This is a genomic window from Paenibacillus sp. J22TS3, from assembly GCF_018403205.1.
GTDB lineage: Bacteria > Bacillota > Bacilli > Paenibacillales > Paenibacillaceae > Fontibacillus > Fontibacillus tuaregi.
The window spans coordinates 132,271-153,325 of record NZ_BOSF01000010.1 but is presented as its reverse complement, the minus strand read 5'-3'; the positions used below and the strand labels follow the sequence as shown (position 1 = coordinate 153,325).

The window sequence follows — 21,055 nt, the reverse complement described above, 5'->3', positions numbered from 1 at the left end:
TTAGCCAAGCGGTAAGGCAACGGACTTTGACTCCGTCACGCATAGGTTCGAATCCTATATCCCCAGCCATTATCACCCCAAAAAGTGAAGCGTATGCTTTGATGCAGATTCCGAATACTTTTCGGGGACCGATAACATTTGAGCCATTAGCTCAGTTGGTAGAGCACCTGACTTTTAATCAGGGTGTCGAAGGTTCGAGTCCTTCATGGCTCACCATTTACCCTGTATTAAAGGGTAGGTATGCAAGACATGTGCGCGTGTGGCGGAATTGGCAGACGCACTAGACTTAGGATCTAGCGTCTTTGACGTGGGGGTTCAAGTCCCTCCACGCGCACCAGTTATGCGGACGTGGCTCAGCGGTAGAGCATCGCCTTGCCAAGGCGAGGGTCGCGGGTTCGATTCCCGTCGTCCGCTCCATAATATGCGCCCTTAGCTCAGCTGGATAGAGCGTTTGACTACGAATCAAAAGGTCAGGAGTTCGAATCTCTTAGGGCGCGCCATTCTTCTTATTATACAATTTCATAAGAAGCACTTATTTCGGGACGTAGCTCAGCTTGGTAGAGCACCTGGTTTGGGACCAGGGGGTCGCATGTTCAAATCGTGTCGTCCCGACCATTATTTTCGGTGCGGGTGTAGTTCAATGGTAGAACTTTAGCCTTCCAAGCTAATAGCGTGGGTTCGATTCCCATCACCCGCTCCATAATAACTATCAGCATCATCGTAAGCGATGATGTTTTTTGTTATAATGGTCTTTATTTTTACCTACTGATTTTATTGCTTTGACGTGTCAGTGCATCATATGAAGGCTGTGTGTGTAATTATACAGTTATACACAGAAAATTTCTTTAAGTTTTACTCTAAATAATTGATTGAAACAGCCTCTCTGGAAGCAGCCTCATTGTAAGTATGGGTTATAAAAATTCTCAATATTGAATAATTATTTAGAATATTGGCGATTTTTATCCCTTAATACTCCCCGTTTTTGTAAAGAAAATAAGGAATTTAGGCCTGGTTTATTGTATTATGTTAGAAGGCATTATAAAGACGGAATCAGGATGGATTGGGAGGAGAAGCATGACTGAACTAACAGTGACCGCGAGTAAGAGCAATTCCAACAACCTGTTGCGGCGTGATATTCGTTTTTTGGGCAATATTTTAGGAGAAGTCCTTGTACATCAAGGCGGTAATGAACTCTTAGATATTGTCGAAAAGATACGTGAAGCCAGTAAATCGCTTCGGGCGGTATTTCTGCCTGAACTGCACGAAGAATTTAAGCAAATCATTAATACGCTTGAGCCTGATATCAGACATCAGGTGATCCGGGCTTTTGCCGTGTATTTTCAGCTCGTTAATATTGCGGAGCAGAATCACAGAATCCGCCGTAAACGCGACTATGAGCGTTCAGCCGGAGAAACGGTCCAGCCTGGTTCCATTGAGGATTCCGTAAGAGACCTGAAAGAGCGCGGCTTGTCCTATGATGAGGTTCAGGAGATCCTGCAGGGGCTTTCCCTGGAGCTGGTCATGACCGCCCATCCTACCGAGGCGATGCGCCGGGCGATTCTTGATATCCACAAACGGATTGCCGATGATGTCATGCAGCTTGATAACCCTACCCTGACGTTTAGAGAGAGGGAACAACTGCGTGAGAAGCTTCTGAACGAAGTGATTACCCTTTGGCAAACGGATGAGCTTCGTGACCGCAAACCAACGGTGCTTGATGAAGTGCGTAACGGAATGTACTATTTCCACGAGACCTTATTCCATGTTCTGCCTGACGTTTATCAAGAGCTGGAGCGTTGTTTGACAAAATATTACCCTGAACATAACTGGCACGTGCCTACCTATCTGCGCTTTGGCTCCTGGATCGGGGGAGACCGTGACGGTAATCCGTCCGTGACTGCAAACGTAACCTGGGAGACGCTGCTGATGCAGCGTAAGCTGGCTGTTCGGGAATACCAGCGCATTTTGGCCGAGCTGTTCCGCTATCTCAGCTTCAGTACTTCGATCGTCAATGTGACCGATGAGCTTCTGGAATCGATCCAGAAGGATCAGGAAGTGGTTACCCTCAATAAAACGCCGGAGTGGCGCAATGAGAAAGAGCCATATCGCGTTAAATTGACTTATATGACCGAGAAGCTGCATAACGTCATTGATGTGACTAAGAAAGACTCTCCAGATCGTTACAACCAGGTGGAAGAGCTGGTTGAAGATTTGAATATCATTGACCGCAGTCTGCGGCATCACTATGCGGATTACGTTGCTGACACCCATATTCGTTACTTAATACGTCAGGTGGAGCTGTTTGGTTTCCACACGGCCAAGCTGGATATTCGTCAGCACAGCCAAGAGCATGAGAATGCTATGACGGAGATCTTGGCTCATATGAATATTTCTGAGAATTATGCCGGGCTTAGTGAAGATGAGAAGGTTGAACTTCTTGAGCGCATTCTGAATGATCCTCGGCCGCTGACATCTCCTTATCAAGAATACAGCGAGAGTACAACGGAGTGCCTCAATGTATACCGTACGGTGTATTTGGCACAGCAGGAATTTGGAGAACAGTGTATCGGCAGTTATTTAATCAGTATGACGGAAGCCGCTAGTGATATTCTCGAAGTTATGGTGTTTGCCAAAGAGGTGGGCCTGTTCCGTAAAGAGAACGATGATACTGTAGTCTGCACGCTTCAATCCGTGCCATTGTTTGAAACGATTGACGATCTTCATGCGGCGCCAGCGATTATGCGCCGGTTGTTCAATATGCCGATTTATCGGATGTCGGTTACCGCGATGAATGACCTCCAGGAGATCATGCTGGGGTATTCCGACAGCAACAAGGATGGCGGCGTGGTTACTGCGAACTGGGAGCTGCGGGTTGCTCTTAAACAAATTACGGCCACGGCAGCAGAGTTCGGTGTGAAGCTGAAGTTCTTCCACGGACGCGGAGGCGCCCTCGGACGCGGAGGCATGCCGCTGAACCGCAGTATCCTTGCCCAGCCGCCTCACACGGTTGGCGGGGGAATTAAGATCACTGAGCAGGGTGAAGTCATTTCATCCAGATACGCACTCAAGGGCATTGCTTACCGCAGTCTGGAGCAGGCTACTTCGGCCCTTCTGACTCAAGCGGTATTGGCCCGTCAGCCGCAGCAAAGCGACCTGTATGAAGAGAAATGGGAGTCGATCATCAGACAGATGTCTGAAGTATCCCTTCATAAATATCAGGATCTGGTATTCCGGGATCCGGAATTCCTTAAATTCTTCAGGGAATCTACCCCACTCGTTGAGGTGGGAGAGCTTAACATCGGCTCACGCCCTTCCAAACGCAAGAATAGTGACCGCTTTGAAGACTTGCGTGCGATCCCATGGGTGTTCGCATGGACCCAAAGCCGGTACTTATTCCCAGCTTGGTATGCTGCAGGTACAGGCATTCAAGAGTTCTACGGTAATGATGAAGAGAAGCTAAAGGTCCTTCAGGATATGTATGCGAATTTCCCATTCTTCCGTTCGCTCATCGACACACTACAGTTCGCCATTGTTAAGGCAGACCTTGTCATTGCAAAAGAATATGCGAATATGTGCAGTGATGAAGAGATGAAGAATCGGATCTTTGGCCAGATTGAAGAGGAGTTCAATCTGACGAAGAGCCTAGTTCTAAAGATTACCGGAGAGATGGAAATGCTGGACAATGCGCCGACACTTCAGGAGTCCATCCGTCTGCGTAATCCTTATGTAGACCCGCTTAGCTATCTTCAGGTGCAGCTGCTTTCCGAACTTCGTGCTCTTAGAGAACAGGGCGGAGATGATCCGATTCTGTTAAGAGAAGTTCTTCTAACCATCAACGGAATTGCCGCAGGGCTTAGAAATACAGGCTGATCCATAACGATCAGCTTATGGGCTAGAGAGAAGGGGACCGCGCTCTATGAGAGAGCACGGTCTCTCTTTTGTGATCGGAATATGATCGTCTTAAGCCTAGAGTTGCTTGCAATTTAGGGACACATGAATTACCATTTGAATGAAGCGCCGGGACTTGCCTTTACCGTCCTTAAGCGGCCAAACCGCTGGTGAAACATATATCGCATGGCTTGGAACCGGCTAGAGACCGTTTTGGCGGATCTGGGGGAAATTACGAATGATTGACAATTATGATACGAGACTTGCAAAGCTTGCCCGCAAAGGGGATCAAGGTGCTTTTGCAGAAATTGTAGATCTATACAAAGATAAATTGTTTCATCTGGCTTACCGGATGCTGAATAATCGGCATGAAGCCGAAGACGTCGTTCAGGAGACCTTTCTGCGGGTTCATAAGAACTGGATGAGATACGATGAGAACCAGAAATTCTCAACTTGGATCTACCGGATTGCCACAAATTTATGTATTGACCGGCTGAGGAAGAGGAAGCCGAACTACTCACTGGATGCGGAAATGAACGATCAGGAGGGAATGGACGGTTATACCCTTATTCCTGGAGATGACCGGACACCGGAGAGTGAGTATTTAATCTCTGAGACAAAACAGACGATTCATTCGGCTATAGAGACGCTTCCGGCTAAATATAAATCGGTTATTATTCTTCGCTATTTGCAGGAGCTTTCACTGCAGGAAATTAGCGATGTTCTTAACATGCCTGTAACTACGGTGAAGACGCGTGTGCACCGCGGCAGGGAATTTTTGCGCAAAAAATTGGACAACAAGTTTGTTTGATTTTCAATCGAGATTTTTTGAAACGATATACATATTGAAGCGTATTAAATAAAGACGCCTCGAAGTTTAAATTCAATTTAAATTCCTACTATATAATGGAATGCTGATTTTGCCATGCTCATTCCATGCAGATTTCAACTGAAAGGATTGGCTCAAATGGATTGCAAACAAGCTGCCTCTTTAATGCATGAGTATTTGGATGACGATCTTGAAAAGTCACAGGTTCTGGAACTAAAGGCCCATCTAATTCAGTGCCCATCCTGTAATATGCATTTTCAAGAGCTGGAACAAACGGAGATGATGCTCTTCCATGCCGTCAAAAGCTCTGTGCCTTCCGCTTCAGATGAACTCGTAGATCGGATTATGCGGGATATTCCCGGCAGACGCAAGCAGCGTGTATGGCTGACATGGATCAAGAGGCATCCTGCTCTTACGGCAGCAGCCATGTTTATCTTTGTTATGCTGTTCAGCACCCTGTCCTTATGGAAGGCGGACGATCAACTCATTGTGAAAGGGGCCGGACTTGACCAAGTGGTCATTGAAGGCAAGAACGTGATCGTTCCAAGCGGGAAGACCGTAGCTGGAGATCTTACGGTGGAGAATGGGAAAGCTCAAATCTACGGTGAAGTGGACGGCAATCTGACGGTAATCGATGGGTCCTTGTACCAAGCCTCCACAGCTAAAATTTCAGGTGATGTGAAGAGTATTGATCAAGCACTCGATTGGATCTGGTACAAGATCACGAATACGTTCACGGAAGTTGCCTATCGTTAAATTTGCATGCTCAAGCTGCACATACTGGCGCCGCTCTTCGAGAGGGCGCCTTTATTGTTGGTGGGATTATGAAGAAATCACACAAATTTCCGGGTTCGGCACAAAGAAACTTGCAACTGCAGGTGGATCGTTATAACCTAGAGTTTAGGGACAATATATACTTAAGAAGCCCGTTTCATAAGGGAAAACCGGGGGTTGCGCATGAGTTATTTTGCGGATTTAACATGGCAAGAGGCCATTAAGGATGCTATAGATATTTTGATTGTTACTTATATTATTTATCATTTGATTTTGCTTGTCCGGGGAACAAGGGCGGTTCAATTACTCAAAGGGATTCTGGTCCTGGTTGTGATCTGGGCAGCAAGCACCTGGCTTGACTTGTATACCCTGAAATGGTTGATGAATCAAATGTTCACCTTTGGAGTAGTGGCTGTGTTCATTATCTTCCAGCCAGAGCTCAGGAGAGCGCTGGAGCAGCTGGGGCGTGGTAAGTTATTTGGGCGCACAACAGCCGATGAGGAAGAATTCAGCCGGAAGATCGGCGAGATTATTAAGGCCGTAAATTATTTATCACGTAGAAAAATCGGCGCATTAATTGTATTTGAGCGAAATACGGGGCTTAACGAATATAAAGAATCCGGGATTCCTATGCAGTCCGTGATCACCTCCGAACTGTTAATTAACATTTTTATCCCTAATACTCCGTTGCATGATGGAGCTATCATTATACAGGATCACCGGATAGCAGCTGCTGCTTGTTATCTGCCTTTGTCAGAGAATCCGTTTATAAGCAAGGAGCTTGGTACAAGGCACCGGGCTGCGATTGGAATCAGTGAGGTTGGCGATGCTGTCTCTGTGGTGGTATCTGAGGAGACCGGGCAGATCTCACTGGCCATTAACGGACAGGTAGTCCGGGGAATTAATGAGGAATCGTTAATCTCCAAGCTTTATGAGGAGCTCAGTCCTGACACATCAAGCAAGCAGAAGAAGGCCCCGTTCTGGAAGCTTAAAGGGGGCCGGAAGAATGGATAAATGGTTCAATAATAACACGATCGCGAAGATTATCGCTTTGTGCATCAGCATTATTTTGTGGGCGATGGTACATCTGGACAGCACAACCTCACTGCCATCCCCCTCCCAGGTGAAGAGTAAAACGATTAATGACGTGACTGTTGAGGTTGTTGGATTTGATGACAAGTCCTATGTACTGACTTCGATGGAGCCCAAGACCGTCAAATTGGAGGTAAGGGGGAAGCGCACAGATATTACCTCGTTTTTCCCAGATTATAAGGTTATCCTGAATTTGGAGAATGTCGGGCCGGGGACGACGAATGTGCCTCTAACCTACGAGCTCCCTGCCGGTGTGGAGATGGTATCTATTGAGCCGTCAACCGCAAGGGTCACTATTGAAGAGAAGCAGACTAAGTCATTTACCGCGTCAGTACAGCTAAAAGGTGCTCCCGAAGGAGGACTTCAGGTAGGAACGCCTATTCTGGAGCAGGATGGCCTAGTCGCGGTAACTCTCCCTGAGAGTGAAATGAAGCGGGTCTACAAGGTGGAGGGTGTACTCGATATCAGCGGAATTGATGATTCAGTAGAAGGGAAATCCGTGAAGCTGAGGGCCTACGACAGGAACGGGAGAGAAATTCCCGGGGCTGAGATTAGTCCTTCGTCAATCAAGGTTGATGTCCCCATGAATAAGTTATATAAAACGGTCCCCCTGGCGATTAAGCAAATCGGGCAGCTGCCAAGCGGGTATGCACTATCCGAGATCAAGGCAGATGTTGAAGGTGTGGCTGTGTATGGGACTAAAGAATCATTACAGAGTATTAATTCCTACACAATTAATGTGGATTTGAGCCAATTTAAAGGACCGAATACGACAGAATACTCACTGGACTTGACTCCGCCTAAAGGTTCTGAGAAAATCGAGCCGAGCTCTGTGAAGGTCGTTGTCAAAGCTGCCCCACTTGGTGTGAAGGTAGTAAATGACATTCCGGTTACGATCAAAAATCAGAGCGGACAGCACACTGCCAAGATCATTACGCCTGCAAATTCAAAGATGTCATTGACCTTGCAGGGGGCAGAGCAGGTCTTGAAGGCGGTTAAGACGGGAGACATTACAATTACGGCAGATGTATCAGGCCTTGGACCAGGGGTTCATACCGTAACACCCGACATTGTGCTTCCGAAGTTTGTAACTTTGGCGGATGGAGGTGGCAATCTCCAGGTAGAGATAGAGATTAAAGACAATGCTAACTCTGTTAATACCACTCCAACCGGCACAGAAGATTCCGGCGATACCGGTCAGGAAACCAAGTCCAATTCACCGGATACAGGAATAGGATCGGGGCAGGACTCATCAGAGGGAACAGACAATCCGGGTAGCGGGAAGGAACCATGAGTTTAGACAGCCAGGCTGAAGCATCATTATGGCATTACTAAAGAAAGCTAATTAGACATGGGTGAGAAACCAATATCTGGAGGAGTGAGTCATTGTGGGGAAATATTTTGGAACAGATGGCGTTCGCGGAATTGCTAATAAGGAATTAACAGCAGAGCTTGCATATCGGATTGGGCGGTCTGGGGGATATGTGCTTGCAGGACAAGTTGAGAAGCCTAAGGTCGTTATAGGGATGGACACCCGGATTTCCGGTGTCATGTTGGAGTCCGCGCTTGTGGCTGGTCTATTGTCTATCGGAGCGGATGTGGTCCGTCTTGGGATCGTCTCCACTCCAGCTGTGGCCTATCTGACAAGACTGCTTAAAGCGGATGCGGGTGTAATGATCTCAGCTTCGCACAATCCGGTAGAGGACAACGGAATTAAGTTTTTCGGGAGCGACGGATTCAAGCTGTCCGATGAAACCGAACTTCAGATTGAGGAATTGCTGGATAAAGAGGTGGATGAACTGCCTCGTCCAATCGGTGACAAGCTGGGAAGCGTGACAGTTGATCAGGAATCTAAATTTAAATATCTTGAGCATTTGAAAACAACGATTTCTTCCAGCTTTGAAGGTCTGAAGATTGTGCTCGACTGCGCCAATGGAGCAGCATATGAGCTTGCACCGAAATTGTTCCGCGAGCTTGGAGCGGAGGTTCACACGATCGCAGCAGAACCAACAGGGCTTAATATAAATGACCACTGCGGTTCCACACATCCGGAGCTGCTGAAGCAGGAGGTTGTACGTCTAGGTGCGGATCTGGGTCTTGCTTTTGACGGGGATGCCGACCGCTTGATCGCCATTGATGAAACAGGTCAAGAGGTGGATGGCGACCATATCCTTTGCATTTGCGGCGACGCTATGAACCGTAAGGGCAAGCTTAACAACAGCACTATTGTAACCACGGTGATGAGTAACTTCGGCTTCTACAAAGCTACAGAGAAGCTGGCTCTTAATACCGCAAAGACGGCTGTAGGTGACCGTTATGTCATGGCGGAAATGCTTAGAGGTGGTTATAACCTGGGCGGTGAGCAGTCCGGCCATGTAATTTTCCTGGATTATAATACAACGGGTGACGGCATTCTGACCGGGATTCAGCTGGTAGACACGATGAAACAGGCGGGTAAACCGCTTAGTGAAATGAAGAAGCTTATGGTTCAATATCCTCAGGTACTCGTGAATGTACGGGTGCAGGATAAGAGCAAATACAATGGAAACCAGGCTATTGAAGAGGCTATTACCGTTGTTGAGCAGCAGCTTGGCAGCAACGGGCGTGTGCTTGTGCGGCCATCTGGTACAGAGTCCCTGATCCGTGTTATGGCGGAAGGACCCGACCGGAGCGAACTTGAGCAGTTTGTTTCCCAGATTACCAAAGTGGTAGAACGGGAATTGGTGTAAGTGTAGGACCAAGCATCCGTGTTCATCCGTAACGTTAGGACCGCTGGAACCGGATTTTGGTTTCGGCGGTTTCTTTTTCGGGTGAAAAGTCACATTTTGACACGTTGGGACTGACAGCCATTGCAAAAAGTGATTAAGGTGCATATAATAACAATATTCCTAGTAGAGAAAGTGAGGGACGTAAGGTTATCAGATTCATAAGCGCCAGAGCTTTGCATTCGCGCGTGACAGATTAGCTGCTGATCAAGCGGCCGAATCTACGGCAATCGAAGCTGACGAGGTGGAGGTGTTCGAAATGTTCGGCGGGGGCCTCCCGGTAGAAGCATCTAACCGTAAGTCGGATAAGCAAACCCTATGGGCGACCATAGATACAAACTTCCCGACAGATGCCACAAGAATATGGACTGAATTGCAGAAGAAATATTCTGTTACCTTACTCAGAAGGTGAAGTGAGTTGTTTCTGCATGCATTTTAGGATTCATATCGTTTGATATTCCATGAATGTGCGAGAGAGAATGCGGTTGATACGTAGTAGTGGAGAAGAATGTACATTCATGAAAATAGATGATCTTATCAGAAAATTTTCACTTATATAATTGAATATACTCGACTCCGTGCTGCTGCGCAGTCTTCCGCTTCTTCCATCGTCATTCAATCCAAAAAATTGATGAGATAACGAAACGGAGGATATTAAATTATGTGTGGTATTGTCGGATATATCGGGAAAAGAGATACGCAATCTGTATTGATCAGTGGTCTTAAGAAGCTGGAGTATCGTGGGTATGACTCTGCGGGTATTGCGGTGTTCACTCCGCAAGGATTGCAGATCAGTAAGTCGATCGGGCGTTTGGCCAATTTGGAATCAAAGCTGGAAAGTGCTCCACTTGTTGGTTCCGCGGGTATCGGTCATACACGCTGGGCGACTCACGGTAAGCCATCAGACGTTAACTCCCATCCTCACACAGACAACAGTGAGAAATTCTCTGTTGTGCATAACGGGATTGTGGAGAATTACCTGGAGCTGAAAGAGGAACTGATCAGTCAAGGACACGTATTTCTGTCGGAAACAGATACAGAAGTCATCTCTCATTTGGTGGCTCGTGAGTACGAGGGCGACATTGTTAAGGCAGTTCAGAAGGCCATCAGCTATATGCGCGGTGCGTTCGCGCTTGGGGTCCTGACTGAATATGAGCCTCATAAATTGGTTGCTGTACGTCAAGCTAGCCCACTGATTATTGGTCTTGGTGAGGGGGAGAACTTCATCGGATCTGATATTCCGGCTATTCTCGAATATACACGAAATGTTTACATCCTTAACGATGGGGAAATGGCGGTTCTGACACAGGATTCTGTCGAACTGATGACCATCGAGGGGAATTTTATTTCTCGGGAAATGATTCATGTCGACTGGGATGCGGTAACCGCAGAAAAAGGCGGCTTTGATCATTTCATGCTGAAGGAGATTCATGAGCAGCCTAAAGCCTACCGTGACACCATCCGCGGACGCGTGGATGAAACCGGCCGCAAGGTGGTGCTTAAGGATCTGAAGCTAACGGCTGAGCGGATCAAGCAGATCCAGAACGTGCACATCGTAGCTTGTGGTACAGCGTATCACGCCGGTCTGGTCGGCGGTACGGTAATTGAGCAGCTGGTGCGGGTTCCGGTCTACAACGATGTGGCTTCTGAGTATCGTTACCGTTCACCGTTGATTACTCCGGAGACGCTGGTCATTGTCGTGAGCCAGTCGGGAGAGACTGCAGACACGCTTGCAGCGCTGCGTGAAGCGAAGAGCAACGGAGCTCATGTGCTCGCGGTAACCAATGTTGTGGGAAGCTCCATTGCCCGGGATGCGGATGATGTGCTGGTCACTCTGGCTGGACCGGAGATTGCCGTAGCATCAACGAAAGCTTACTCCTCGCAGTTGATTGCGTTCTACCTGCTGGGTATGTACCTTGCACAAGTACGCGGTACACAGTCCGAGGAGGAGATTGCCCGCATGATCGCCGCGGTTCAGGCATTGCCTGAGCAGGTGGAGAGCATGCTGGAGAATTCGGATGCAGTCAAAGCATATGCAGAGCAAATCTCTCACCATCAGCACCTGTTCTTCATTGGCCGTGGCCTTGATTACGCTGTTGCCCAGGAAGGCTCCTTGAAGCTGAAAGAGATTTCTTACATTCACTCCGAGGCGTATGCAGCGGGTGAACTGAAACACGGTACACTGGCCTTGATCGAAGAGGGGATTCCGGTGATTGCCCTGGCAACCCAGGAAGCCGTTCTTGAGAAGACCGTGAGCAATATCAAAGAAGTGAAGGCACGCGGTGCGGATGTAATGGCGATTACCCACGAGGAGCATGTCGCAGGACTGCTTAAGTCGGTCGACCAAGCATTTGCGATTCCTAAGACTCTGCCGCTGCTTACACCGGCTCTGTCTGTAGTGCCGCTGCAGCTGCTGTCCTACTATGCTTCCCTGGCACTTGGCCATGACGTGGATAAACCGCGGAATCTGGCGAAGAGCGTGACGGTGGAGTAAGGGAAGAGCTGAGAAGTTGTGATGAGATGTGAGAAGCAAACAAACTCATATCATTGATCCCAAACTCTTATCAAAGTTAATAAAGTCGTATAAGAGCCGAGCAGATCCAGGATTATTTCCTGACATCTGCTCGGCTTTTCTTTTTCAGGGGAAGTGGAGTAGTTTTTGATCATAATTTTACAGATCCTAGTGTTGAAAGAGCGTTTATAAAAGTAGTTGATTTCCTAAAGACACATATATGTAAGTGATCTGATGAAGAACCGAACCTCAACTAACACCGACGCGGCGGGAGTTCGCCGTTGATCTCAATTTAACTCATACTTTTTGTTTTGAATACGGCAGAGTAAGAACTTGAAATATCAAAGGGCAAGCAAGAGTGAAGGCTGAAAAATAATTTATGTTTTTATGTTAAGGACAGGAGTTGAAAATTGGAGGAGAGGAATTTCTGAACAATAACCTAAAGTAAGAGGACATGTTATAAACCAAAATGTACAGGTTAAAAGCCAGCGAATACATCACCAACTTTTAACCCATTAGAAGAACTAGACCGCAGACTTTGGATCTCTTGAAATTGCTGGTCTTGTAAAAGAAAAGACTGCGCAGAGCAGCGCAATAATGACAATGCCGCCCCCAAACCAAGCCGTGCTGGAATACGAGCCTGTTTGGTTTAACACAACGCCGCCAATAGCTGATCCAAGCGAAATGCCAATTTGCAATGCGGAGTTATTAAAGCTTTGCTGGATATCGGACGTGGCTGGATCGGTTTGAATCAGATAGCTTTGTTGAGGCGGCGCTAGGCTCCAGCTCAGAGTTCCCCAGACAACCATCGTTAGGAAGAATAAGACGAGTGAAGAAGTTGTTAACGGCAATACGCATAATACCACAGCGAATGTACTGATAACGATGATGATACTTTTGCGGGAACCAATCCAGTCAGAAATGGTTCCGCCAAGCGCCCCGCCACCTACAGCTGCAATACCAAATACAAAGTAGCAGATACTAATCCATTCGGAATTAAGATGAAGATTGGTTTCTAAGAATGGTGTGAAATAAGCGTAAATGGTATAATGTCCTGCCAGCATAAACATCGTGGCGAGATGGGCGCTGATGATTTTCCCATTTCCCACAGCTTTTAATTGTTGAGAAAGTGGGATTGTCTGTTCTCCAGGAATACGCTCCAAGAATAGCGAAATAAGTACCATCGATCCAATAGATAATATAGAAATTCCAAGAAATATGACCCGCCATCCATACATATTGGAAACCAGAATTCCCACGGGCACACCTAACACAAGGGAAGAGCTTATACCCATATAAATGAGTCCCAATGCTTTGGCCTGGTGGGCGGGAGCAACAATTTTAACAGCAATGGTTAAAGAAAGCACAACGACAAGTGCTGTACTTGTTGCAGTCAATACCCGGGCAATCATCATAAAAGTAAAGTTTGGACTGAAATAGGTCATGACATTGCCGAGGAAAAAGATAGACAAAGAAGCAAGATACAGCTTTTTGCGTTCAATTTTACTGGTTAGAACCAGCAAGACAGGACCGGCAATGGCGTAGACAAGCGCAAACACAGAGATCAGCTGTCCCGCTGTGCTTAATGAAATGTTGAAATCTTCGGATATCGCCGGTAAGATCCCACCAACGATTAATTCAACCAATCCAACCGCAACGGTCGATAATGCTAATATAATGACTTTCAAATTCATATTTCTGTTCGGCCCTTTCTTTGTTGAAATGAGAAGAAGTGACTTTAGGGTCTTTACAGAAAACAACAAAAAATCCTGACTGCAAAAAATGAATAAATTCATTTTCTGTAGTCAGGATTTTAAGGCTCCTGGTAGATACCCTCTAGCCATATTCCAGAGGTTATACAGTTGATATATCGTTTAAGTGTGATCACTTTTCTGATTCTACTATTCCTGCACCTTTTTTTCAACTAGGATTGTAGTTTTAGTCCTCATTATAGTCCTAATCCGCCGCTGTCTTATTCTTTTGGTTAGCGGGCAGCTTATCTGATCAAACCAATAATATGATAATAATCCAAAGAATTTGCAATTTGTGTTTTGGATTTGTTTGGTACATTGGAAATGTAAGCGGTATCAAAAATAAACATAGTTGGAGGTGAACTCTTAGCTACAGAAATAATTGATGAAACTAACTATTATACGAAGGGGTTTTATATGAAAAAAACATGGATCTCTAGTATAACAGCAGTTCTGTTAGGAGGCATGCTATCGGTCGGACCAGCTCAGGCCGCATCCGATTTAACCGTTGATTTATCGAATGTAATCGGTCCAGTTACCCATAGTTCAGCAGGATCGCTTTATGGAGTTATAGAAAACAAGCCTGACAACAATCTCATTCTGCCATTGCGCGCTAAAGCTTACATCAATCCGGCAGTCGCGGGCTATCAGCAGCCTTGGGGGGCTGCTGTTCCGGTTGCCCAGCGATTGGCGCCCTCCGGCAGTAAAGTCACAATTCGTCTGGCTGATTAGTTCAAGGGTTGGTATGACTATACGAATCTATCGGATTGGTTCAGCAAGCTGGACGAAAGAGGGATTTGCATTATAAAGAATGCTCACTTTCTTAATGAATGTAAAATGAAGTTATCTCAGGCGGACAATTAAATCGAATTGGTATTTTAACTGTACCGATACCCCTTGAAATATAGAAAAAAGAATTATCAATCTTTTTCATGCCTACATGAAAATGTTTATAACCTCCGATTGTTTTATTAAATAAACGTAATTGTCCACCGTGTGTATGTCCAGTTAGTAATAGGTGATATGGAACGCTATTTATATTTATTGTATTGATTATATTGGGGGAATGAGCCATAATGATTCGAATATCTGCATGGTAATTCTGTTGGTTACTATTCTCCAACTTTTCGAGACCATAGATTGAATTATCAAATCCATAAATGGATACGGCTGAGTTTTTAATGTTAATAAGAGCTCCTGAATTTTCTAAGTAGGTTGCCACACAGCTAATATGAGAAAAGTTCTCCTGATACTCCTCCTTCGTTAAACTCCTTTTCCTTCCAATGCCCTTCGTGGTTTCCCTTTCATAGTTCCCGGGAACAAAATAGAGAGCAGTTTGATTAATTTTTTTTAATTCTAGAAGTACTTTTTTTAAAGATTTTTGGTTCGAAACAAGATCTCCAGTGATTAAAACTATATCAGGATCTAGAGTATTAACGATTTTAGATAGGCTGCCGTTAATAAATGAAGTCTTACCATGAAGATCGGTTATATGTACTACTTTTATCGGTTCTGTTACATCAAAGCTAAGGGAATGTTGGTTCACCTTTACATAATTCGTACTATAATAAACAAACATAATAACTAAAATGGTTATGAAAATTAACAAAACATACATCTTAATCACCTAATACCATTATTTTTTCATCCTACCTGCAGTTTACATAGTGTCAATAAAATCAACTCTACCTTTAGTTTGGAACTTCGTCATTGACATCCATTATAGTTGCCTACTTCTCTTTACCACAACATCAAAAAAACGATCTTATAAGACTGCCCTTCAGACGCTCGACCGAGAGGTTTATGATATTATTTAAACAATATAGAATGGTTGTTGGATAAAAACGGTATTTAATCCATAGTAGATATAAGGGTGAGAACATTAATATGATTAACCAGCTAACTAATCGTTTTGTATACATGTCAGCTGACGGTACTGTTGATCGTCCTATTCTTGGCGCAATCTTAGGCGAGGAACAGACTCTCTACATAGATGCAGGCAATTCTAAGCGTCATGCGAAGACGTTCCGAGAAGCAGTGGGTAAGAATTATTCCACTCGATCTTCGTTGACCGCGTTGACACACTGGCACTGGGATCATAGTTTTGGTGCGGCTTATGATCCGTTGTCACCGCTTATCGCTACCGGACTGACCTACCAAGCGCTTCAACTGCTGCTGGGGTTAGATTGGTCTGATAAAGCGTTGGATGAACGAGTCAGGCAAGGACAAGAGATTGCATTTTGTGCGGATTACATTAAAAAGGAATATGAAGGCGTAGAACGGGATATCCAGGTTAAGCTGCCGGACATTACTTTCACGGATTCCATAACACTCTATCTAGGTGGCGTATCTTGTCACATACAGCATGTTGGCGGTGTTCATGCACAAGATTCTTGTGTCATGTACATTCCAGAGGAGAAGGTGCTATTCCTTGGCGATGTACTGGGGCCAGCCATTTACGATGGCCCTAGATACTATGCGGCTCGAGATTTTCTCAGAATAGTTGAAAAGATAAAGAAGTACCCAGCAGCATGGTATATTGAGTCACATTATAGGCCAGTAACTGCTGAAGAGTTCTGGCAGGATATCAACGAGTCTTGTGTGTTGGCAGAGCTGGTGATTAAGTTTAAAGACAATAAGCAGGTTATTGAGCGCGAATGGGCTAAATGTATCGGCAGGGAGCTTGGGGATGAGGACAAAGCGGTAGTTCATCAATTTATGCTCGGAGAGCATCGCTAAGAGTATAGGAAGCCATAATTTTGTATTAAAGATCCGCTAACCAAGCGGATCTTTAGTTTTTAATAGAGACAACACGTGAAGTTAAAATTGAGAACTTGATCAGCAGAAGGACCATTTAATCTGGGAGACAAGAGACTATTTTACAGCCCAAAATAAGCCAGATTGTTATCGCTGGATAGACATCTTTTTGTGAAACATCTCATCAAGCAGCATGATTTCTGCTTTTTGACGGATAGCATGGTTCCCCAGCTTTACATCAATGATAAAGTCATTACTCAGCATCTGACGGTACCCGGAAATAATATCGTTGTCTGACAATTCCGCCATCCTCTTCGTTTCAGGTGGGATTACCGGAATTCCGTTTTGCTCTAACAGGTGAATGTTTTGTTTAATATCGGCTGCGATCTTAATGAGAATGTCTGCACTTCTCGCTGTCTCTAAATCGACCATTCCGTCATGGGTATAGAAATGTTTGTTGGTGATAGCTATCGCAGTATGCGAAATATGGAATGCCAGAATGTCTTGTTGGATTTCATAATGCAAATCCACTGACTTAAATATATGAGCAAGTTCTCGCACTCTTTCGGTTATCCGTCCATTTATTTCACCGAAGATGGTCCCTTGATGCTTTTCCGATCCGAATTGGGCGTAAAGAACGTCCTCTTTTATGTCCCCACCCGCACCCGGGAATCCTGGGAGTAGACGGTCACCCACAATTTCAAGCCAGTCATCATATCCAACGGTGTTGGTCAAGGTCACAATGGTTCTGCTCTGGTTATTCTTAATCAAAGTTAGTGCAGATTCGGCCTGATCATAACGTACAGGAACAAAAATGTAATCATAAATATCATCGTTTTCAAGCTTTTCTATCGTCTTGATGGATATCTGCTTGATCTTCCCGTTATCGTTGTATCTCAGCCCGTCCTTCTTCAATACATCCAGCCTGTGTCCACGCGCAAGCATGGTTACGTCCAGTCCGTACTGCGCAAATCGCAGAGCGTATACACTGCCAATCACACCGGCACCAACAATCAGGAGTCTGTTTTGATGGATGTTCATTTGTTCGTTCCTTTCAGCGAATTTAGTCATAAGTTGCTTAAACAACACTGTCGTCTGTAACATATTATTGCAGGGTTCATGTGAATTCAACAGACAAAACCTAGGGAAAGGTTGCTTAGACAACACATTGTGATTTTTGATGTTTAAGAAGGGGGATATGGATATGGTTAATCTGCAAGATCCAAGAGTTTTGCGTACACGACAGTTGATAATGGAATCATTTAGAGAATTGTTGCGGAGTAGAGGATTTGAATCCATATCCGTAAAGGATATAGCACAAAAAGCTACCATTAATCGAGCTACCTTTTATACGCATTATGAAGATAAATATGCTTTGCTGGAAGAGACCATAGAACAGGCTTTTCGCGGGATGATCCCGGAAGATGTGGCGAATGCGAAGGAGTTTACAGGGGAAGTATGCGACCAGCTGATCCTGCTGACCTATCGTTATATCGTTGACTTTTACAAGATATGCAGAATGGATTCCAAGTCTATTGCTAAGATCGTTGATGATAAAATAAAACATCTGCTGCAGCAAACGATAGAAAATATATTTTTAAAAGGAAATATCCACCAAATGGAAGTCAACCACCATTTAAAAATCATTTCGGCCATGACGGGCTCCGCGATTTATGGTGCTGCCCACTACTGGTTAAAGGATGGAGAAATGGCTCGAACCGATTTCCTTGTAAACGTTGTTCATTCCTATGTAATGAACGGTATTGGTTTGCATCTCAAGTGAGCCCTTGGTGATCCTTTGCCAGCTTCTCAAAGATTGTGTTCAACATAAGTAATTGGTCCAATACAATCCTCCTCTTTGATCATAGAATACTTAGAATTTGATTAAAGGAGGACTTGGAATGGCGGGAAAAGTAAAGGTTAGCTCACAATTCAAGAGACTGTGTATGCAATTTGGAAAAATATTAGGAGGCGAATCGGAGGTTGAAGCAGGCCCGGTTTGCTTTGTCACACGGATGACGAATCTAAAAGAGACTATTTTGGGAAAAAGAACACGTTCCCCTTTGGTTCAAATGCAAATGTTTTCCTTTGAATCGCTTGATAAATCGGGCCGCGCGCTTTGTTTGGGTGAAACTGCCGTACATCAAAATCAGGTTAATCGATTGATGTCAAATCTCCGTAAGCGTGGGATTAAAGTAACCGCAGTCCATAACCATTGGCTCAATGAACAACCCCGCTTAATGTATATGCATTGGGAATCCATTGATAATCCTGTGGCCTTTGCAAGAAAGACCAAAGAATCCATCAAATTCTTAGGTTAATACCGTTGAGCTATCCGCCCTAAGTTTATATCATTTAATGAGAGGATGATTTCCGTATGGCAGAAGTTAAAGCAAGTCCTCGCTTTAAAAAGCTATGTAATCAATTCTCAACTATTTTAGGTGGAACGGAGCATGAAATTACAAAAGGTCCGGTTTGTTTTGTCTCGAGAAACAGAAAAATTAATGCAACGATTTTAGGAAGACGTACCACTTCTCCTTTGGTCCGCTACCAACTATTCTCCTTCGAATCCCTGAACAGCTCAGGCCGTGCACTTTGTTTAGGGGAAACAGCTTTATTCCAAGGTCAAGTAAACCGGCTGCTGACAAATCTTCGGAATAACGGGATTAAAGTAACGGCAGTTCATAATCACTGGTTGTTTGATAAACCGCGACTGATGTATGTTCACTGGGAGTCGATTGATGATCCCATTGCATTTGCAAAGAAAGTCAAACGCTCCATTGCTTTCTTGGGTTAATTGTTAGTAGAGCGCAAGCGCTTCATTCGCCGCAATGGATTCAATAGTAGATTAAAGAAGAGCACGTAGTTGGTTGTATAATTTGATTGTACCTTGAGAGAAGCGGCCGTGGGAGGTCGCTTTTTCATGCTGATGTTATCCCCAGCTGCAAATGACAACCGGTCCGCCAGAGGCGGATCTTTTTTTGATTCCGCTCAGGAACTTAGGACAGGGAGAAGCAATATTCTGACAGTAGTCCATTTAACAAGGGGAGCTTTGATGAATAGGAAATTGACCTTTGATTACATTGTCGTAGGAACAGGTCCGGCTGGTGCAGTCATCGCAAAATTACTTAGTGATAATAAACAATCATCAGTTCTTGTCTTGGAAGCTGGCGAGAACAACGATAGAGATAAACCGATTAGGGATTCTACATTTGCGTTTGAGTTGGAGGAACAATTTTTCCCCCAATACTTTTGGCAAGGGGAAGGCATTCCCCAAGAAGGACTGGATGAACGAGCATTTGAATGGACCACAGGACGCCTCTTAGGTGGGGGGTCTTCGATTAACGGGGAACAGTATGTACGGCCTACATCAGCTGTCTTTAGAGAATGGGAAAAGCTTTTGGGCCCGCTTTGGTCACCCAGACGGGCGATACGCCGGTTCAAGAGATTAGAAAAGTATAACGGTGAAACTAATAACCCAAGAGCACGGGGATTCCGCGGACGGATCGATATCAGGCAGGCTCCAGAACATCCAACGTCTATGGCTGAAAAGCTCACTGCAGCTATAGAGAAGGCAACAGGTTTTCCGGAGATTCTTGATTATAATGACCCTAAAACCCCTCTTGGTCCCTTTACCCGGTGGCAATTGTATCAAGATCCGAACGGTCGCAGGGAGAATTCTTCAACAGCCTTTTTTTCTCCGGACATCATGACTCCGTCTGGTCGCGGTGTTAACGGCAGACAGCTAAGAGTATTCTTTAAATCGACAGCTTTACGTGTACTTTTTGCCAATAAGCGTGCTTCAGGAGTGGAATTCCTTAAGGAAGGGAAGCGCATGCGCGCCTACGCACGGAAAAAGGTCATTATATCAGCAGGCATCAATAGCGCTCAACTGCTTATGCTGTCTGGAATCGGACCGGCTGCACTGCTGAAAAAAGCTGGTGTCCCTGTTATTTTTAATAATTCAAACGTAGGTCAGAGGTTGAGGAATCATACGCTTAACTTTGCGGTTTTTACAACCAATCCAAATGATAATGCCCTGCCTGCGAATGATCCGAATGCCCTTTATACAGGAGGCGCTTTTTTGCCCGATCCTACAGAGGCTAATGGAAACCGTCGGGCTGTTCAACTTATTGGCATTGGTTCTGGCAGCAATTTAACCTTGGCAATTCTGTACTTACGTCCCAAGAGCCGGGGCTTTATTAAAATCCAAAACAATGATCCACTAAAAATTGTGCTTGCTGATGAAGGATTTCTGGTCAACCCGGATGACATGGAGGCAGTAAAAAATATTTACAGAACTTATGTTAAAAACATAGCGGCAGAGCTCGCGTCCATCGACCCTTCGTACGAGCTTATTTCACCAACAACCGATATCATTGAGGATGATGTCAAATTGGAGGAGTTTATTAAAGAAAACTTTGACCACAATCATCACCAGCAGGGTTCATTACGTATGGCCCCTTTAACTAGAGGAGGAGTTGTTGATCGAAGGGGGAACGTGCACGGGGTGAAGGATTTAATTGTTGCCGATGCTTCTATTATTCCATTTACGGTGGACGGTAATGTTTCGGCACCTGCATTCCTTATAGGTTATACGATTGCCAGGCAACTGCTATTACTGGATAAGAAAGATCCTAATCGCAATAGAAAAAGTCCCCGGCATGAGGGGAATGAAGAGTAAGCG

At 45.1% G+C, this 21,055-nt stretch carries 16 protein-coding genes, 6 tRNA genes and 1 riboswitch; of the genes, 19 read left to right on the top strand and 3 right to left on the bottom strand.

The genetic code is table 11. The features are described from left to right. Positions 1–140: 140 nt before the first annotated feature. The 13 genes from KJS63_RS24000 to glmS all read left to right on the top strand — a co-directional run bounded on the left by KJS63_RS24000 (position 141) and on the right by glmS (position 11,842). Positions 141–216: transfer RNA gene (locus tag KJS63_RS24000), tRNA-Lys, on the top strand. Positions 217–253: 37 nt separating this feature from the next. Beyond that, a tRNA-Leu gene (locus KJS63_RS23995) sits at positions 254–337 on the top strand. Between the two features lie 5 nt (positions 338–342). Beyond that, a tRNA-Gly gene (locus tag KJS63_RS23990) sits at positions 343–417 on the top strand. Between the two features lie 6 nt (positions 418–423). Further along, positions 424–500 (top strand) — tRNA-Arg (locus tag KJS63_RS23985). Between the two features lie 38 nt (positions 501–538). Beyond that, positions 539–615 (top strand) — tRNA-Pro (locus KJS63_RS23980). An 11-nt stretch (positions 616–626) separates the two neighbouring features. Next, positions 627–700 (top strand) — tRNA-Gly (locus KJS63_RS23975). A gap of 374 nt (positions 701–1,074) precedes the next feature. Continuing rightward, positions 1,075–3,870 carry a phosphoenolpyruvate carboxylase gene (gene ppc, locus KJS63_RS23970; RefSeq protein ID WP_213621400.1) on the top strand — a complete coding sequence of 932 codons (2,796 nt, stop codon included), beginning with the start codon at positions 1,075–1,077 and terminating at the stop codon, positions 3,868–3,870. A gap of 256 nt (positions 3,871–4,126) precedes the next feature. After that, entirely contained in the window at positions 4,127–4,699 is a 573-nt protein-coding gene (sigW, locus tag KJS63_RS23965; protein ID WP_068620337.1) for an RNA polymerase sigma factor SigW, read from the top strand. 156 nt (positions 4,700–4,855) lie between these two features. After that, on the top strand, positions 4,856–5,473 hold the full coding sequence (locus KJS63_RS23960) for a zf-HC2 domain-containing protein (protein WP_068620333.1): 618 nt from the start codon (positions 4,856–4,858) through the stop codon (positions 5,471–5,473). 201 nt (positions 5,474–5,674) lie between these two features. Next, positions 5,675–6,505: a diadenylate cyclase CdaA gene (cdaA, locus tag KJS63_RS23955; RefSeq protein WP_068620331.1), complete on the top strand. Its 831-nt coding sequence runs from the start codon at positions 5,675–5,677 to the stop codon at positions 6,503–6,505. Further along, complete coding sequence (locus tag KJS63_RS23950; RefSeq protein ID WP_213621399.1) at positions 6,498–7,877, top strand: CdaR family protein; 1,380 nt, start codon at positions 6,498–6,500, stop codon at positions 7,875–7,877. The genes cdaA and KJS63_RS23950 overlap by 8 nt, the downstream gene beginning before the upstream one ends. Positions 7,878–7,971: 94 nt before the next feature. Then, on the top strand, positions 7,972–9,312 hold the full coding sequence (gene glmM, locus KJS63_RS23945) for a phosphoglucosamine mutase (protein WP_068620326.1): 1,341 nt from the start codon (positions 7,972–7,974) through the stop codon (positions 9,310–9,312). Positions 9,313–10,009: 697 nt separating this feature from the next. Further along, entirely contained in the window at positions 10,010–11,842 is a 1,833-nt protein-coding gene (gene glmS, locus KJS63_RS23940) for a glutamine--fructose-6-phosphate transaminase (isomerizing) (protein WP_213621398.1), read from the top strand. 542 nt (positions 11,843–12,384) lie between these two features. On the opposite strand, the gene KJS63_RS23935 is transcribed toward glmS, so the two are convergent. Then, entirely contained in the window at positions 12,385–13,554 is a 1,170-nt protein-coding gene (locus KJS63_RS23935) for an MFS transporter (RefSeq protein WP_213621397.1), read from the bottom strand. An 88-nt stretch (positions 13,555–13,642) separates the two neighbouring features. After that, positions 13,643–13,742, bottom strand: a riboswitch (purine riboswitch). Between the two features lie 286 nt (positions 13,743–14,028). Here KJS63_RS23935 and KJS63_RS23930 point away from each other — a divergent pair. Beyond that, the gene (locus KJS63_RS23930; RefSeq protein ID WP_213621396.1) at positions 14,029–14,343 is read left to right on the top strand and encodes a hypothetical protein; all 315 of its coding nucleotides are present in this window, start codon (positions 14,029–14,031) and stop codon (positions 14,341–14,343) included. A 91-nt stretch (positions 14,344–14,434) separates the two neighbouring features. Here the strand turns inward: KJS63_RS23930 and KJS63_RS23925 are convergent, their stop codons facing one another. After that, on the bottom strand, positions 14,435–15,229 hold the full coding sequence (locus KJS63_RS23925; protein ID WP_213621395.1) for a metallophosphoesterase: 795 nt from the start codon (positions 15,227–15,229) through the stop codon (positions 14,435–14,437). 269 nt (positions 15,230–15,498) lie between these two features. On the opposite strand from KJS63_RS23925, the gene KJS63_RS23920 reads away from it, so the two are divergent. Beyond that, positions 15,499–16,350: an MBL fold metallo-hydrolase gene (locus tag KJS63_RS23920; RefSeq protein ID WP_213621394.1), complete on the top strand. Its 852-nt coding sequence runs from the start codon at positions 15,499–15,501 to the stop codon at positions 16,348–16,350. A 165-nt stretch (positions 16,351–16,515) separates the two neighbouring features. Here the strand turns inward: KJS63_RS23920 and KJS63_RS23915 are convergent, their stop codons facing one another. Further along, positions 16,516–17,409, bottom strand: a complete 894-nt coding sequence (locus KJS63_RS23915; RefSeq protein WP_213621393.1) for a ketopantoate reductase family protein — start codon at positions 17,407–17,409, stop codon at positions 16,516–16,518. A 163-nt stretch (positions 17,410–17,572) separates the two neighbouring features. Here KJS63_RS23915 and KJS63_RS23910 point away from each other — a divergent pair, with 163 nt between their 5' ends. The 4 genes from KJS63_RS23910 to KJS63_RS23895 all read left to right on the top strand — a co-directional run bounded on the left by KJS63_RS23910 (position 17,573) and on the right by KJS63_RS23895 (position 21,052). After that, positions 17,573–18,151, top strand: coding sequence for a TetR/AcrR family transcriptional regulator (locus KJS63_RS23910; RefSeq protein ID WP_213621392.1), 579 nt, complete (start codon positions 17,573–17,575; stop codon positions 18,149–18,151). Between the two features lie 118 nt (positions 18,152–18,269). Beyond that, positions 18,270–18,689 carry a DUF1259 domain-containing protein gene (locus KJS63_RS23905; RefSeq protein ID WP_213621391.1) on the top strand — a complete coding sequence of 140 codons (420 nt, stop codon included), beginning with the start codon at positions 18,270–18,272 and terminating at the stop codon, positions 18,687–18,689. Between the two features lie 56 nt (positions 18,690–18,745). Beyond that, the gene (locus tag KJS63_RS23900) at positions 18,746–19,165 is read left to right on the top strand and encodes a DUF1259 domain-containing protein (RefSeq protein WP_213621390.1); all 420 of its coding nucleotides are present in this window, start codon (positions 18,746–18,748) and stop codon (positions 19,163–19,165) included. A 258-nt stretch (positions 19,166–19,423) separates the two neighbouring features. Further along, positions 19,424–21,052 carry a GMC family oxidoreductase gene (locus KJS63_RS23895; protein WP_213621389.1) on the top strand — a complete coding sequence of 543 codons (1,629 nt, stop codon included), beginning with the start codon at positions 19,424–19,426 and terminating at the stop codon, positions 21,050–21,052. Positions 21,053–21,055 lie beyond the last annotated feature (3 nt).